The sequence below is a fragment of the Carnobacterium viridans genome, assembly GCF_900102725.1.
Lineage (GTDB): Bacteria > Bacillota > Bacilli > Lactobacillales > Carnobacteriaceae > Carnobacterium_B > Carnobacterium_B viridans.
On sequence record NZ_FNJW01000008.1, the window covers coordinates 2,317,723 to 2,332,605 of the forward strand.

15 protein-coding genes are annotated in these 14,883 nt (G+C 33.2%); 11 read left to right on the top strand and 4 right to left on the bottom strand.

The annotated features are described in order from the left end of the window. Nucleotides 1–22: 22 nt before the first annotated feature. Together trpS and BLT48_RS12595 are read right to left on the bottom strand one after the other, a co-directional pair. Nucleotides 23–1,027, bottom strand: coding sequence for a tryptophan--tRNA ligase (gene trpS, locus BLT48_RS12590; protein ID WP_035022064.1), 1,005 nt, complete (start codon nt 1,025–1,027; stop codon nt 23–25). Nucleotides 1,028–1,118: 91 nt separating this feature from the next. Beyond that, nucleotides 1,119–1,490, bottom strand: a complete 372-nt coding sequence (locus tag BLT48_RS12595) for a DUF3899 domain-containing protein (RefSeq protein ID WP_089978415.1) — start codon at nt 1,488–1,490, stop codon at nt 1,119–1,121. Between the two features lie 276 nt (nt 1,491–1,766). Here BLT48_RS12595 and opp3b point away from each other — a divergent pair, with 276 nt between their 5' ends. From opp3b to pepF, 8 genes are all read left to right on the top strand, one after another. Continuing rightward, a complete protein-coding gene (gene opp3b / locus BLT48_RS12600) occupies nt 1,767–2,714 on the top strand; it encodes an oligopeptide ABC transporter permease (RefSeq protein WP_089978418.1) in 948 nt (315 codons plus the stop codon). Continuing rightward, a complete protein-coding gene (gene opp3C / locus BLT48_RS12605) occupies nt 2,714–3,763 on the top strand; it encodes an oligopeptide ABC transporter permease (RefSeq protein ID WP_089978421.1) in 1,050 nt (349 codons plus the stop codon). The genes opp3b and opp3C overlap by 1 nt, the downstream gene beginning before the upstream one ends. A 14-nt stretch (nt 3,764–3,777) precedes the next feature. After that, complete coding sequence (locus BLT48_RS12610; RefSeq protein ID WP_089978424.1) at nt 3,778–4,863, top strand: ABC transporter ATP-binding protein; 1,086 nt, start codon at nt 3,778–3,780, stop codon at nt 4,861–4,863. Between the two features lies 1 nt (nt 4,864). Continuing rightward, a complete protein-coding gene (locus tag BLT48_RS12615; RefSeq protein ID WP_089978426.1) occupies nt 4,865–5,806 on the top strand; it encodes an ABC transporter ATP-binding protein in 942 nt (313 codons plus the stop codon). Nucleotides 5,807–6,237: 431 nt separating this feature from the next. Then, on the top strand, nt 6,238–6,636 hold the full coding sequence (spxA, locus tag BLT48_RS12620; protein ID WP_035022083.1) for a transcriptional regulator SpxA: 399 nt from the start codon (nt 6,238–6,240) through the stop codon (nt 6,634–6,636). A 152-nt stretch (nt 6,637–6,788) separates the two neighbouring features. Continuing rightward, on the top strand, nt 6,789–7,460 hold the full coding sequence (locus tag BLT48_RS12625; protein WP_089978429.1) for an adaptor protein MecA: 672 nt from the start codon (nt 6,789–6,791) through the stop codon (nt 7,458–7,460). A 124-nt stretch (nt 7,461–7,584) separates the two neighbouring features. Beyond that, complete coding sequence (locus BLT48_RS12630) at nt 7,585–8,757, top strand: competence protein CoiA (RefSeq protein ID WP_089978431.1); 1,173 nt, start codon at nt 7,585–7,587, stop codon at nt 8,755–8,757. Between the two features lie 81 nt (nt 8,758–8,838). Further along, the gene (pepF, locus tag BLT48_RS12635; protein ID WP_089978433.1) at nt 8,839–10,653 is read left to right on the top strand and encodes an oligoendopeptidase F; all 1,815 of its coding nucleotides are present in this window, start codon (nt 8,839–8,841) and stop codon (nt 10,651–10,653) included. Between the two features lie 154 nt (nt 10,654–10,807). On the opposite strand, the gene BLT48_RS12640 is transcribed toward pepF, so the two are convergent. Together BLT48_RS12640 and BLT48_RS12645 are read right to left on the bottom strand one after the other, a co-directional pair. Then, nucleotides 10,808–11,494, bottom strand: a complete 687-nt coding sequence (locus BLT48_RS12640) for a DsbA family protein (protein WP_035022093.1) — start codon at nt 11,492–11,494, stop codon at nt 10,808–10,810. A 190-nt stretch (nt 11,495–11,684) separates the two neighbouring features. Further along, on the bottom strand, nt 11,685–12,257 hold the full coding sequence (locus BLT48_RS12645) for a CYTH domain-containing protein (protein ID WP_089978437.1): 573 nt from the start codon (nt 12,255–12,257) through the stop codon (nt 11,685–11,687). 160 nt (nt 12,258–12,417) lie between these two features. Between BLT48_RS12645 and yjbM the strand changes: the two genes are divergently transcribed. The 3 genes from yjbM to BLT48_RS12660 are packed head-to-tail and all read left to right on the top strand — an operon-like array spanning nt 12,418 to nt 14,850. Next, a complete protein-coding gene (yjbM, locus tag BLT48_RS12650) occupies nt 12,418–13,077 on the top strand; it encodes a GTP diphosphokinase (RefSeq protein WP_089978816.1) in 660 nt (219 codons plus the stop codon). 59 nt (nt 13,078–13,136) lie between these two features. Further along, nucleotides 13,137–13,949: an NAD kinase gene (locus BLT48_RS12655; RefSeq protein WP_035022097.1), complete on the top strand. Its 813-nt coding sequence runs from the start codon at nt 13,137–13,139 to the stop codon at nt 13,947–13,949. Continuing rightward, the gene (locus tag BLT48_RS12660) at nt 13,939–14,850 is read left to right on the top strand and encodes an RluA family pseudouridine synthase (RefSeq protein WP_089978818.1); all 912 of its coding nucleotides are present in this window, start codon (nt 13,939–13,941) and stop codon (nt 14,848–14,850) included. Before BLT48_RS12655 ends, BLT48_RS12660 begins: the two co-directional genes overlap by 11 nt. The last annotated feature ends 33 nt before the right edge of the window (nt 14,851–14,883 follow it).

Below are 14,883 nucleotides of genomic sequence, written 5' to 3' on the forward strand. Positions count from 1 at the left end.
GACAAAGAGTCTTTTCTTCTCATTATTTTCGTTTTCTGCCTAAACCAATTGCATTTCTCATTTTTAAAAGAGTCTTGTCAGCTACCATGCGTGCTTTAATGGCACCCTCATCCAAAATGGAATCTAACTCCTCTGAATCGATCAATTCATTGTGTCTAATTTGAATAGGTTCTAATACTGAAACGACAGCTTCCCCTAAATCTTCTTTAAATTGACCATACCCGCTATTTTGGTAACGATCTACTAATTCAGGAATACTAAAATCAGTAAATGAAGCGTAAATAGTTAATAAGTTAGATATACCAGGTTTATTTTCAGGATCATACTCTATTACGCCACTTGAATCTGTTAACGCACTCTTGATTTTTTTGCGAATGACTGTGGGTTCGTCCAACATTGAAATAAAACTTTTTTTATTCTCATCAGACTTGCTCATTTTTTTCAAGGGATCTTGTAAACTCATAATCCGCCCACCAGATTCTGGTATATTTACTTCTGGTGTTGTCAGCAATTGATTGCCATTGCCGTATTTATTATTAAAACGACTAACAAAGTCTCTAGTTAATTCTAAATGTTGCTTTTGATCATCCCCAACAGGAACTAAGTCAGATTGATAAAGAATAATATCGGCTACCATTAGAGGAGGGTAAGTCAATAAACCAGCAGATACACGAACACGATTATCTTTTGCAGATTTATCTTTAAACTGAGTCATCCGTTCTAATTCACCTAAACTAGTATTGCATTGGACAATCCAAGCAGCTTCAGCATGTGCAGAAACCTCAGATTGAATAAAAATAGTCGCTTTTTTTGGATTCAGTCCGATAGCTAAGTATAATGCAGCTAAACTTTTTGTTTGTTGTCTAAGTTTCAATGGTTCTTGCTGTACCGTAATTGCGTGTTCATCTACGATACAAAAATAACTTGTATAACTTTCTTGTAAATCTATAAATTGTTTCATTGCTCCAATGTAATTTCCAATTGTAGGAGTTCCACTAGGCTGGATACCTGAAAAAATTGTCTTCATTAATTATACACCCCTTAATTCTAAATCTAATCATTATTATACGCTATTTTAAGATGGATTAAAGGATTTGTTCATGCCTACTACTAAATAATCATCTTTCAATAAGGTAATAAGCTAACAACGTAAGGACACAGACAATTAATAAGGCTGAACCTACCTTTAAAAAAAAGTGATACCCTTTTCCAACTACTTTAGAAAGTGGTTTTACATGTAACTCTTCATCTGAGTTTCTGCCTTTTCGAATATTGAAAGCAGCTTTCCTCATACTGTAGTTAAAAAAGTCAAAGAATCCTGAAGAAAGAGTTGCACCAAAAAGACCAAGAATAAGAAACAAGGCAGCTCCATAAAACGTAAGATTTGTAGTATGATAAAATGAAAGTTCTCCATAGATAATAAGCTCGAACAGTATACATAAAAAGAGTATAGTTAAAAAAATCCGAATAGGTGTAAATGTTTGTTTCACATAATTTCCTCCTTGAAGTAGATAACTAATCGTACTAAATTCATTATAAAGGAATACAATGAAAAATGTATGGAAAAATTAGGGACAAAAAAGGCTTTATCTTTTGTAAAACAATCCGTTTTCTATTTGTCTTCTAATCTTTTTCTAATCTTTTGACAGAATATGATAGCTTATTTCAAAAAAGTTTTGCAATATTGCTTTTTACAAGCTATTCTATATAGTATATTCTTTTTCGTAGAAGAATTAAAATTAAAATTGTTGGAGGTGCTCTAATCGATGAAAAGTTATGCGAGGTTTTTAGGAAAACGTGTATTATACATGTTATTGACATTATTTTTAATTGCATCGATTACTTTCTTCTTAATGAAGCTTTTACCAGGTACTCCATATAGTAACCAGGATAAACTTTCAGAAGAACAAATCCATATTATGAATGAACAATATGGATTAAATGAACCGGTGCCGGTTCAGTATTTAGTATACATCGGAGGATTACTTAAAGGGGATTTAGGAACGTCATTCCAATTTAACAATACTCCCGTAACGAAACTGTTATCTACGCGTATAGGGCCATCCTTGCAGCTGGGTATTCAAGCAGTCGCACTTGGGACAATACTAGGGATTGTTTTAGGTGTAATCGCAGCAATGTATCAAAACACATGGATTGACACATTAGCAACATTTTCAGCAATTTTAGGTAGATCTATTCCTAACTTTGTTATTGCAGTATTATTGCAACTTATTTTTGGAGTATATCTACAATGGTTCCCAATCGCATTGTGGGATGGCGGATTCAGTTCATCTGTTTTGCCTACATTGGCTTTAACGATATCTCCGTTAGCCGATTCTGCTCGTTTTATTAGAACAGAAATGGTAGATGTATTGAGTAGTGATTACGTTGAATTGGCAAGAGCCAAAGGGCTAAGTAGATGGACAGTAGCATTTAAACATGGTGTTCGTAATGCATTGATTCCATTAGTTACAATCTTAGGTCCTATGGCAGTTGGTTTAATGACTGGTTCAATGGTTGTAGAAAATATCTATGCTATTCCAGGAATTGGAGAACAATTCGTTAAATCAATTATGACAAATGATTACCCTACCATTATGGGTGTAACCATTCTTTACTCGGCTATGCTAGTCTTTATTATTTTAGTGGTAGATATTTTATACGGAGTAATTGATCCACGTATTCGTGTTTCTACAGAAGGAGGGGACAAATAATGCATAATCAAGATAATACTCCTGTTGCAGATGAACTAAAGAATCTGTCTCCTGACATGTTTGCTCCAGCATCTGAATCCAGTATTCAAGATAACGAAAAAATTGCAGCACCTTCATTAAGTTTTATACAAGACTCGTGGAGAAGATTGAAAAAAAATAAAGCAGCCGTAGTTAGTTTAATTGTCCTGACAATTATGATTATTCTTACAATTGCAGCTCCAATTGTTGCACCACATGATCCAAATGTTCAAACTGTAGAGTTCGCAAGCTTGCCTCCTAAAATTCCAGGAATTGGAATTGATGGGTTAAATGGAACTCAAAAAATTGGAGAAACTCGGGTAGATAAGTATGCTGAAAAAGGTGTTCCTGAGGATCAATACTATATTTTTGGTACAGACAGCTTAGGTCGTGATTTACTTTCACGTATTCTTTATGGTACTCGAGTTTCCTTAATCATTGCATTTGTTGCAGCATTTTTTGACTTAACGATAGGTGTAACTTATGGTTTAGTTTCAGGATGGTGTGGTGGAAAAATTGATAACTTCATGCAACGTGTCTTAGAGATTTTATCAGGTGTTCCTAACTTAGTCGTCGTTATCTTGATGCTCTTGGTTTTAGATCCAGGTATTATGTCTATTATCATTGCGTTAGCTATTACTGGATGGATTTCAATGGCTAGGGTAGTTCGTGCACAGACATTGAAATTGAAAAATCAAGAATATATTCTAGCAGCCCGTACGTTGGGTGAATCTTCAATAAAAATTGCATTTAAACATCTAATTCCAAATTTATCAGGTGTTATCATTATTCAAACTATGTTCTCAATTCCGTCTGCGATTTTCTTCGAAGCATTCTTGAGTTTCATCGGTATAGGTATTCCTGCACCAACAGCTTCATTAGGAACATTGATTAATGATGGATACAAAACATTCCGTTTCTTACCTCATTTAATGTGGTATCCAGCAGCAGTTATTTGTATTTTAATGATTTCATTTAACTTGTTAGCAGATGGTTTGCGTGATGCATTTGATCCAAAAATGAAAGATTAGCGAGGTGAAAATGAATGAGCAATGTATTAGAAGTTAAAGATTTAGAAATCACATTCGACACCTATGCTGGTAAAGTAAAAGCTATCCGTGGTGTCAGTTTTGATTTGAAAAAGGGCGAAACATTAGCTATTGTAGGGGAATCCGGTTCTGGAAAATCTGTTACTACTCGTAGCATTATGCGTTTGCTGTCACAAAATGCAAATATTGAAAATGGAGAAATCCTTTTTAATGGTGAAGATCTTATAAAAAAATCTGAAAAAGAAATGCAAGCTATTCGTGGTAAAGAAATTGCGATGATTTTTCAAGATCCGATGACATCTCTTAATCCAACAATGACTATTGGAAAACAAATTTCTGAACCTATTCGTTTGCATCAAAAGCTAAACAAAGAAGATGCAAGTAAAAGAGCGTTAGAATTATTAAATCTAGTTGGCTTACCAGACGCAGAAAGACGTATGAAACAATACCCTCACCAATTTTCTGGTGGGCAAAGACAACGTATTGTTATTGCAATTGCTCTTGCATGTAATCCTGAAGTGCTAATTGCTGATGAACCAACAACAGCTTTAGATGTAACAATTCAAGCACAAATCTTAGATCTTATGAAAGAACTACAAAAGAAAATTGCAACTTCTATTATCTTCATTACACATGATCTAGGTGTAGTAGCTAACGTTGCAGATCGTGTTGCAGTTATGTATGCAGGTAAAATTATAGAAATTGGAACAGTGGATGAAATTTTTTACAATCCTCAACACCCATATACATGGGGACTAATCAGTTCTATGCCTACCTTAGAAATTACTGAAACACTTTATGCTATCCCAGGTACTCCTCCAGATTTATTGGACCCGCCAAAAGGGGATGCGTTTGCTCCACGAAATGCATTTGCGATGAAGATCGATACAGAGTTAGAACCACCATACTTTAAAGTTTCTGAAACGCATTTAGCTTCAACATGGTTATTACATCCCGATGCACCAGCCGTTGAACCGCCACCAGAAATTAAAGCACGTCAAAAAATTTATGAAGAAAAATTTGCCCCACTCCATGCATCTTTAAAAAATGCTAAGACTGAAGTCAAAGGAGGGGTAAATTAAGATGGAAAATAGAGAAAAGATTTTAGAAGTTAGAGGTCTAAAACAATATTTCAACAAAGGAACAAAAAATGAAGTTCGCGCCGTAGATGATGTTACTTTTGATATCTATAAAGGTGAAACTTTTGGTTTAGTTGGCGAATCTGGTTCAGGTAAATCAACAACCGGTCGTTCGATCATTCGATTGTATGATCCAACATCTGGAGAAATTGATTTTGAAGGTACCAAAGTTCATGATATTTCTGGTAAAAAAGATATGTTGAAATTCAGAAGAGAAATGCAAATGATTTTTCAAGATCCATATGCATCTTTGAATCCAAAAATGAAAGTTCGCGATATCATTGCAGAAGGTATCGATATACATGGTTTAGCTACTTCTACGGAAGACAGAAATAATCAAGTAAATGAACTGTTAAAGACAGTAGGGTTAAACCCAGACCATGCTTCTCGTTACCCACATGAGTTTTCAGGTGGACAAAGACAACGTATTGGTATTGCAAGAGCTCTTGCAGTTAAGCCTAAGTTTATCATTGCAGATGAACCGATTTCTGCATTAGATGTTTCAATTCAAGCACAGGTTGTCAATTTATTGATGGAATTGCAAAAAACTCAAGATTTAACGTTCTTGTTTATTGCCCATGATTTATCGATGGTTAAATACATCAGTGATCGTATTGGTGTAATGAATACCGGTAAATTACTTGAATTAGCACCTGCTGATGAAGTGTACAATACTCCATTACATCCTTATACAGAAAGCTTGTTGTCTGCTGTACCTTTACCAGATCCTGAATATGAGCGTAATCGTGTGCGTACTCCTTATATTCCTCGTGAATCAAATGGAGAACCTGAAGAGTTACGTGAAATTTCTCCAGGACATTATGTTTACTGTAGAGAATCTGATGTAGCTGCTTTGAAAGAAAAGAAAGCAAGCTATACTAAATAATTGAGTAAAAGCTACAAAGAAGACTGTATGAATCTTCTTTGTAGCTTTTTTTAGTGTTAAAAAAAATTGAATACATACAAAATCATTTAAAAAAATAGAGAGGACTTGAAGATGGATAGAAGTTAAATAAAAGAATGTTTGGTTTAAAACATTCTTTTATTTAGAATGAATTTTTATTTGTATTCATTATCATTATTCTTATTTACGAAAAAGCTTATTAAATAAGGGGTTATATTTGTTTAAATGTGAACTAAAAAAATATTTTGTAAAATTAATGTTAAAATTAAGTATAAGTGACAAAAAGATGGCAAAAAGGGTAGTAATTTTAAAATGAATGTTTTATAATAATATTGTAAGGCATTTCATAGTTTCATTAACAGTCCTCAATTTTTTTGAACAATCTATCTGATTAAAAAAGGAGAGAATAACATATGGTAACTTTATATACATCGCCTAGTTGCACATCATGTCGTAAAGCAAGAGCTTGGTTAGAAGAAAATAATATTACTTATAAAGAAAGAAATATTTTTTCTGAACCATTGACGATTGGTGAAATTAAATCAATCTTAAGAATGACAGAAGATGGTACAGAAGAAATCATTTCGACTCGTTCTAAAGTATTTCAAGAACTAAATGTCGATCTTGACGACTTACCTTTAAATGAATTGTTTGATTTGATTCAAGATAATCCTGGACTTCTACGTCGACCAATCATGGTAGATGAAAAGAGATTACAAGTTGGATACAACGAAGATGAAATCCGTCGCTTCTTGCCTCGTGAAGTAAGAGCGCTTGAATTAAAACAGGCACAACTGATAGTTGGAAATTAGTAATGAGGAAAAACTACACATCCCAAGGGTGTTGTAGTTTTTTTTTGGTACTTTTAACTTTACATTTTATTTATTTCCTTTAGAATGGTTATATAGATTATTCATTAGTTGAAGTGTTTTAACGATGAAGAAGAGAAATGAGGTGTAGGACTATGGAAATGGAACACATTAACGAAAACACCATCCGAGTATTAATTGAGAACGCTGATTTGGAAGAAAGAGGCGTAACGTTTCTAGATCTTTTAGGAAACCACAAGCAAATTGAAAATTTCTTTTATAGTATATTAGAAGAAGTGGATGTTGACGAACAATTCCATGAATCTGATGCCATAACATTTCAAGTGTTGCCAAATGGAAATGGTCTAGAATTGTTTATTAGTAAAGGTGGTCCATTAAACGATCAATTAGACTTTTCTTCAGCATCTGAGAATCTTAACTCAGATGAATTCTCTCAATATATAAAAAAACAAATGGTACAAAATTTAGAAAAATCCGAAACTGAGATTGATGAAACCGTAAATCACATTGAAGACGAAATAAAAGAAGTTGTTTTGAGATTTAATCAATTTGAAGATATGATTGAATTATCAAAAATGATGCACGTAGATAAGGCACGCTCTAATCTCTTTCTCTACAAAGAATGCTATTATTTGAATCTAGTCTTTTTTGTTAATGAAATGACTGAAAGAAGTGCTGATGAAGAAATTGCTCTTGCACTAGAGTTTGCTGAAAAGACAACTGTTACTCAAGGGGTTTTAGAAGAACATGGGAAGATACTCATGGAAAAAAATGCCTTAGAGTTAACACGTTATTACTTTAAATAAACTAAATAGTATGAAATTGGAAATCAAAGAAAGCTTATCTTTCTTTGGTTTTTTTTGTTAGCAGCGTTTTCACCTTCTTTGCGGATAGTTTAAATAGAACAACAAAGAGAGGGGACTAATTAGAATGTTAGTTGCAGTAAGTAAGGAGAATCAGTATATCAATGCATTAGATGTGCAGAAAAATGAAAAACAAAAAAAGGACTATTACTGCCCAAGCTGTAAAGAACCAGTTTTTCTTAAACAGGGAGCAATCAAGCAACCTCATTTTACTCATTTTCAAAAAAGTGACTGTACTGTGTTTTCAGAAGGAGAAACCCAAGAACATATTTTAGGAAAAAAGATACTTTATCAGTGGCTCACACAACAAGAGATACCCTGTCAACTTGAAGCTTATTTGCCGAATTTAAAGCAGCGCCCAGATTTATTAGTCTGGTTAGATGAACAGACGCCAACTGCTATAGAGTTTCAATGCAGTGCTCTTTCTGCTGAGAGAATGATAGAACGAACATTAGGCTATACTAAAAATGGCTATCGAGTTTATTGGATTTTAGGACAAAATTTCCATTTGAAAAATAAATTAACCAGTTTTCAGCGATTATTTATACAGGAACATAAAAAAATAGGATGCTACTTTTTAGAGTTGCATGTAGAATCAAACGATATTGCTATCCATTATGATATCAGTCAAGAGGGAAATTCATCCTATGTCATCTCTCAATGTCGTTATTTAAAAATAGATAAAAATACTAGCTTAAATGCAGTAATTCACCAGTTCTCGCAGTACTCAAAAAATACTAAATTAGAATCTAAAAAAAAGTTGATCCAAAGCCATTATCTTTTAAATAGGGGGAGAAATTATCAAGTACCGATAATAGTGGACTTTCAAAAATACATTTATAAAAAAGGTGATTCATTGGTTTCTTTGCCACTAGAAGTTTATCTGCCTGTGAAAAATCAATTATTTATCAAAACACTTTCTTACTTCTGGAAGTATCAGTTTTTAGAATGGATAATGAAAAGAAATAGTGGGGAAATTATAACTAAAAAAGAAATAGACCAACAAACTACACTAATGATAAAAAATAATGACCTTAAATTTCACGTTATGCCTCTCGTCTCTGATGTAAGTAAAAGAAAATGTATCGTTCATTTTATTACGTCTTTGAACAAAAGGGGACTATTAACACTTATTTCTCAGTCAGAATGGATAGTACAAAAGGAACCACAGAGGTATAACAATGAAAAGGAAAAAATAGCAGAATTTTTAATGTTGGATGGGTCTTTTGTAGAATCATAAGAGAATGTTAGAGGAATGTTCTTTATTTTAAAACAGTTTATGGTAAGATTAATGATAAGATAATTCCTAGGAGGTCTTTTAATGAGTGAATCAAAAAAACTGCCAATAAGAAATAAAGTACCTAATGAATTGACATGGGATTTACAAGTAATTTTTCAATCCGATGATGATTTCAAACAATCTTATAAAGAACTTGAAACTAAAATAGAATCTGTTATATCATATAAAAGAACACTTAGTAATGGTTCAGAAAGTTTTTTAAAAGCTATTCAATCTATTTTAGATCTATCCAATCAATTGGAAACACTGTATGTCTATGCTCAATTAAAAAATGATCAAGATACAACAAATTCAATTTATCAAGGAATGTATGAACAGGCCAGTAAATTAGCAACACAAGCTAATGAAGCCATCTCATGGTTTGAACCTGAAGTTTTAGAATTGTCAGAAGAAAAAATAGCCCACTATTTTAGTGAGAATGAAGATTTAGTCATTTACAAACATTTTATCGAACAATTAACTGCTGCTAGAAAACACGTTTTGAGTGCCAATGAAGAAGCCTTGTTAGCAGGGGCAGGAGAAATTTTTAATGCTTCAAGTCGCACATTTAATATTTTGAATAATGCAGATATAACTTTCCCAACCATTAAGGACGAGGAAGGAAACAATATTCAGTTATCGCACGGTGTATATGGACAACTAATGGAAAGTACTGATCGCTCTGTCCGCGAATCAGCTTTCAAACAGTTATATAAAGTGTATGAAGGTTTACAAAATACTTTTTCAAGTACTCTTTCCTCACACGTTAAATACCATAATTACAATGCCAAAGTCCATCACTATCAATCTGCACGTGAGAAAGCATTAAGCAACAACCATATACCAGAAGCTGTACATGATACTTTATTAGACATTGTTCATGAACATTTACCATTGCTGCATCGTTATGTTGCTTTGAGAAAAGATCTACTAGAGGTAGAAGAACTTCATATGTACGATATGTATACTCCAATAAGTGGTGAAGCAGGAATTAAGTATACGTATAAAGATGCCCAAGCAGAAACATTAAAAGCATTGGAACCTCTAGGTGAAGATTACTTGTCTGTACTTAAAAAAGCATTTAATAACCGTTGGATCGACAGTATCGAAAATGAAGGGAAAAGAAGTGGTGCCTATTCTTCTGGAGCATACGACACGAATCCTTACATCTTATTAAACTGGCATGATTCTTTAAATCATTTATATACACTGGTCCATGAGCTGGGTCATAGTGTTCACAGCTATTATACAAGAACGAATCAACCCTATGTCTATGGTGATTATTCTATTTTCTTAGCTGAAATAGCTTCCACTACAAATGAAAATATTTTAACGGATTATTTATTAGAGACACAAAAAGATCCAAAAGTTAGAGCTTATGTGTTGAATCATTATTTAGATGGATTTAAAGGAACTATATTTAGACAAACTCAGTTTGCGGAGTTTGAACATTTTATTCATGAAGAAGATGCAAAAGGAACACCTTTAACAAGTGAGTTCTTATCAAATTATTACAGTGATTTGAATGCCCGTTATTACGGGCCAGATGTTGTGAAGGATCCTGAAATTGCTTTCGAATGGACTAGGATACCTCATTTTTATTACAATTACTATGTTTATCAATATTCAACAGGATTTTCAGCTGCTACAGCTTTAGCTGCTAAGATTGTCAATGGTGAAGAAGGTGCTTTAGACAACTATTTAAATTATTTGAAATCTGGAAGCAGCGATTATCCTATTGAAGTAATGAAAAAAGCAGGCGTAGACATGACTAAGAAAACCTATCTAGAAGATGCTATGAAAGTTTTTGAATCTAGATTAAATGAATTAGAAGAGCTTATTGAAACGTTAAAATAAAACACATCAAAAAAAACTGAGCCGGCTAGCTCAGTTTTTTTTTGACTCTATACTTTTTAGTGTTGATAGCTTAGTTAAATTGGTTACAGGATATTTCTGGAGGAATAAGGTTTGACGAAGAGTCTTTTTTAGATGTGTGGACTAGAAAATAAGATTATAATACTTGTAATGAAGCTTTATTAATGGAACGAATACCATTTTTAGAAATCATTTGATTTCTTGCTTCGATAATCAATGGGTTAGGGTTATGCAAGGCTTGAAGCAATTCAACTGTGATGCCTTCTTCAATTAATAAACCATGATCTTTATGTTGATTACTAAATAACACACAAGAAGGAGCGCTAGAAGCATTCATTTCACGAGCTACTTTTTGATCAGCTTCAAAAGAGGTTTTTGTAAATTCTAATTCTTTATCTTCAAGAAACATTGGAATATCTAATTTAACTTTTTTAGCTACTTCTAAAACAAGAGCTTCTGAAAAAGATTTCTTTTGTTCAATTAGTGCATCTTGCAATTCTAGTAAAAAATTACGACCTTTTTTCTTTCCTTGCATTGTCGCAGCAGAATAATAAAGACAACTATCATAAGTCACAGAACATACAGCATTACGTAAATTCAAATCACTTTTCGATAAATTATTTGTAGCAAGATACTGAGTAACGGTACTTAAATTATGAATAGGAATAAAGTGAACGCGTATTTTACTAGTAGATTTTTCAACGAACTTCAAAACTTCTTTTTCAGCTCGCAAGCAACGGGAGTCAATTGGATTAATAAATAAATAAATTTCAGTCATTTCATTATGATTGGATTCATTTTTTGTATGTGTAGTTGAGAACATTTATTTTCACCTTAGCCTTAATAGTTCGATTTTTATATTTATATACGTGGTCTTTTTGTTAACAAATATACTTTATCAAAAATAGCTAAAAAAATATAATAAAGGGTCTTGTTTTTGATTTAAAATTTGTATGAGTTGTAACAAAGTCGCCACATTTCAGATGAAATCGTTTAATAGCAATGATAAACCGTTATATTGACTCCATCATTCGAACAATTTTATTCTTAGTGGGTCTTTTTTCTATTGAATGTTTCTTTAAAAATTGTTCAAAGTAAACTTTTCCAATTGAACGAGAGGCTGCTTCAAATTCCAATTCATAATCATTATTTGTGCCATATGAACTTTTATCTAATACAATAAGTCCTTGAGCAATCCTTTTTTCACACCGCTTAGTTGTTAAAGATCCGAATAAACGCAGATTTTTTAGATCAATTTGTAATTCAGTAAGTTTTTTTGCTACATAGCCATCCGTTTTAATAGTCTTTGAATTTAAAAATTGTTGTGCTTCTTTTAATGATAAAGAATCAGTTGTTTCTAATATATCTTCCCCAAGAGGTGTTTTTAAGGTTAATTCAGCTGAAGATGTAAATAAGCGAATGCGCAAAGCTGAGTGTTTATTTTTTAGTTTCCAATCTGTAGTATCATAATAATGATTTTCTTGAGTGTAACAATCATTTTCAGACAAGTTTAAGTTCTTTAATAAATTGGTGTATTCTGTTTTTGTTAAATTATTTTTAAATTCAATTTCTATTTGCTGAGTCATCCAGTTATTCTCCTTTTAAATCAATTTAGTGAATCTATTTATTTTATCATTTAATTTCTATTTTAGTATATTTCTTCTTTTAGAGGAAATATGGTAAAATGGAGCCATATCACACTTTAAATAGTGTAAATCACAAGTTCCTAAAAGAGGGTATAAAATGATGGATCAAAATTGGGAAAATTTTTTAACACCTTATAATCAAGCTGTTGAAGAGTTGAAAATTAAATTAAAAGGTATTCGCAAAGAATATAGTAGAAGTAATATGCATGTACCGATTGAATTTGTTACGGGAAGAGTAAAGCCAGTGAATAGTATTATTGGAAAAGCTGCATTAAGGAATATTTCTTTTAAAGATTTAGAGACTGAAATGCAAGATATAGCAGGACTAAGAATCATGTGTCAATTTGTAGAGGACATTCATGAAGTCGTGAAGCTGTTAAGAAATCGAAATGATATGAAAATTATTGAAGAAAGAGATTATATCTCGAATAAGAAAGAAAGTGGTTACCGTTCTTATCATGTTGTGTTTGAATATCCAGTACAATTAATTCATGGTGAAAAGAAAATTCTTGTTGAGATACAGGTGCGGACGTTAGCTATGAATTTTTGGGCAACGATTGAACATTCGTTAAATTACAAATATCAAGGTGAGTTTCCGGATGCCATCAATGTCCGGTTAAAAAGAGCAGCAGAAGCCGCTTTTCAATTAGATGAAGAAATGTCTCAAATTAGAGAAGAAATCCAAGAAGCACAGCACTTATTTTCTCATAATAAAAGAACAGCGATCAATAAAGCACCTGAAAACAATGATTTTTTTTAATGCATATTGATTGAAGCTGCTACAGCAACATGTTTAAATGAAAAAAGGAGGGGACAACTTTGAAAATAGCAGTAGTTAATAATAATGTTGAGCAATCTTTAAAGCTAGCCGAACAATTTCGGATACTCTGTTTGAAGAACCGTCTTCAGTTAGATGATAAAAATCCAGATGTCGTTGTAACGATTGGTGGAGATGGAACGTTGTTGTCCGCCTTTCATAGGTATGCCCACATGCTTGATAAAGTCCGCTTTGTGGGTGTACATACAGGACATTTAGGCTTTTATACCGATTGGCGAGATTATGAATTAGAAGATCTCGTTGCAAGTTTGCTTAAAGATAAAGGCGAAAGTGTTAGTTATCCTTTACTTGATGTAAAAGTGACGTATCAAGGACAAAAGGAACCTTCTCACTTTTTATCTTTAAATGAATCAACAATGAAACGTATAGACGGGACTATGGTGTGTGATGTCTTTATAAAGGACGAGTTGTTTGAGCGGTTTAGGGGAGATGGGATGTGTATCTCAACGCCTACTGGTTCAACAGGTTACAATAAGTCTGTTGGAGGAGCTGTTATCCATCCACGTCTTGAAGCATTGCAGTTAACTGAAATCGCACCAATTAATAATCGCGTTTTTCGCATCTTAGGATCTCCTTTAATTGTGGCACGAGATGAATGGATCAGAATAAAACCACTTACTACAGAAGGATTTGTTTTAACGATTGACCAGTTAACCTCTTCTGAGAAGAATATTACTGAATTAACTTATAGCATTGCGAAAGAACGCATTCACTTTGCTCGATACAGACACACTCATTTCTGGAGTCGAGTTGAAGATGCTTTTATTGGAGCGAAAAAAAAATATGAAATTTAGTTGGAGTTATGATTTGCCAACTAGTTTACAAGTGAAGTCATTTCTAAAAACAAAAGGAATTTCACGTAGTTTACTAGCAAAAATAAAGTTTCATGGAGGAAAGATTGAAGTCAATGAAACGGAGGTAACGGTACGCTATCTTTTAAAAAGCAAAGATACTGTGCAAGTTACCATCCCTGATGAAGCGCCTCATGAAACAACTGTCCCTATTGATATTCCTATTGATATCGTATACGAAGATGAGCACTATTTGGTTGTAAATAAACCATATGGGGTAGCCTCAGTCCCTTCTCAAGTACATCCTGAAGGAACTATGGCTAATCGCGTCAAGGGCTATTATGTACGTCAAAATTACGCTGATCAGGTTATTCATATTGTGACTAGACTTGACCGTGACACCACAGGCCTTATGTTGTTTGCTAAACATGGATACGCACATGCACTAATGGATACTAAATTAAGAGCTAAAGAAATTACAAAAAAATATACTGCCTTAATCGGTGGGCAGTTGAACAAAGCTGAACATGGATTTATTGATGCGCCAATCGCACGCACCACTGATTCAATTATTACTAGAAGAGCTCATGATTCTGGAAAAGAAGCATTAACTGAATATTGGATCAAAGGATCTTTTCCACAAGCTACTTTAGTTGATATTCAATTGCACACCGGCAGGACCCACCAAATTAGGGTGCATTTTGCCCATATCGGTCATCCATTAATGGGTGATGACTTATATGGTGGTGAAAAAAATACTTGGATAACCAGGCAGGCGTTGCATTGCAGAGAGCTGAACTTTAGTCATCCTTTTACAAATGAACAAATAAATCTTGAACTTAATTACCCAGAAGATATTACCCAATGGCTACATCAACATGAACAGCAAGAGGTTAATAGTTAATGGAACGAACTTAGAAAGGGGTGTAGCCCTTGA

What these genes read in the sequence shown, in the direction of transcription:
- BLT48_RS12630 (WP_089978431.1), top strand. Translation starts at nt 7,585, where the DNA reads ATGTTAGTTGCAGTAAGTAAGGAGAATCAGTATATCAATGCATTAGAT.
- BLT48_RS12645 (WP_089978437.1), bottom strand. Translation starts at nt 12,257, where the DNA reads ATGACTCAGCAAATAGAAATTGAATTTAAAAATAATTTAACAAAAACA.
- BLT48_RS12625 (WP_089978429.1), top strand. Translation starts at nt 6,789, where the DNA reads ATGGAAATGGAACACATTAACGAAAACACCATCCGAGTATTAATTGAG.
- BLT48_RS12610 (WP_089978424.1), top strand. Translation starts at nt 3,778, where the DNA reads ATGAGCAATGTATTAGAAGTTAAAGATTTAGAAATCACATTCGACACC.
- spxA (WP_035022083.1), top strand. Translation starts at nt 6,238, where the DNA reads ATGGTAACTTTATATACATCGCCTAGTTGCACATCATGTCGTAAAGCA.
- opp3b (WP_089978418.1), top strand. Translation starts at nt 1,767, where the DNA reads ATGAAAAGTTATGCGAGGTTTTTAGGAAAACGTGTATTATACATGTTA.
- BLT48_RS12660 (WP_089978818.1), top strand. Translation starts at nt 13,939, where the DNA reads ATGAAATTTAGTTGGAGTTATGATTTGCCAACTAGTTTACAAGTGAAG.
- pepF (WP_089978433.1), top strand. Translation starts at nt 8,839, where the DNA reads ATGAGTGAATCAAAAAAACTGCCAATAAGAAATAAAGTACCTAATGAA.
- opp3C (WP_089978421.1), top strand. Translation starts at nt 2,714, where the DNA reads ATGCATAATCAAGATAATACTCCTGTTGCAGATGAACTAAAGAATCTG.
- BLT48_RS12640 (WP_035022093.1), bottom strand. Translation starts at nt 11,494, where the DNA reads ATGTTCTCAACTACACATACAAAAAATGAATCCAATCATAATGAAATG.
- BLT48_RS12615 (WP_089978426.1), top strand. Translation starts at nt 4,865, where the DNA reads ATGGAAAATAGAGAAAAGATTTTAGAAGTTAGAGGTCTAAAACAATAT.
- trpS (WP_035022064.1), bottom strand. Translation starts at nt 1,027, where the DNA reads ATGAAGACAATTTTTTCAGGTATCCAGCCTAGTGGAACTCCTACAATT.
- yjbM (WP_089978816.1), top strand. Translation starts at nt 12,418, where the DNA reads ATGGATCAAAATTGGGAAAATTTTTTAACACCTTATAATCAAGCTGTT.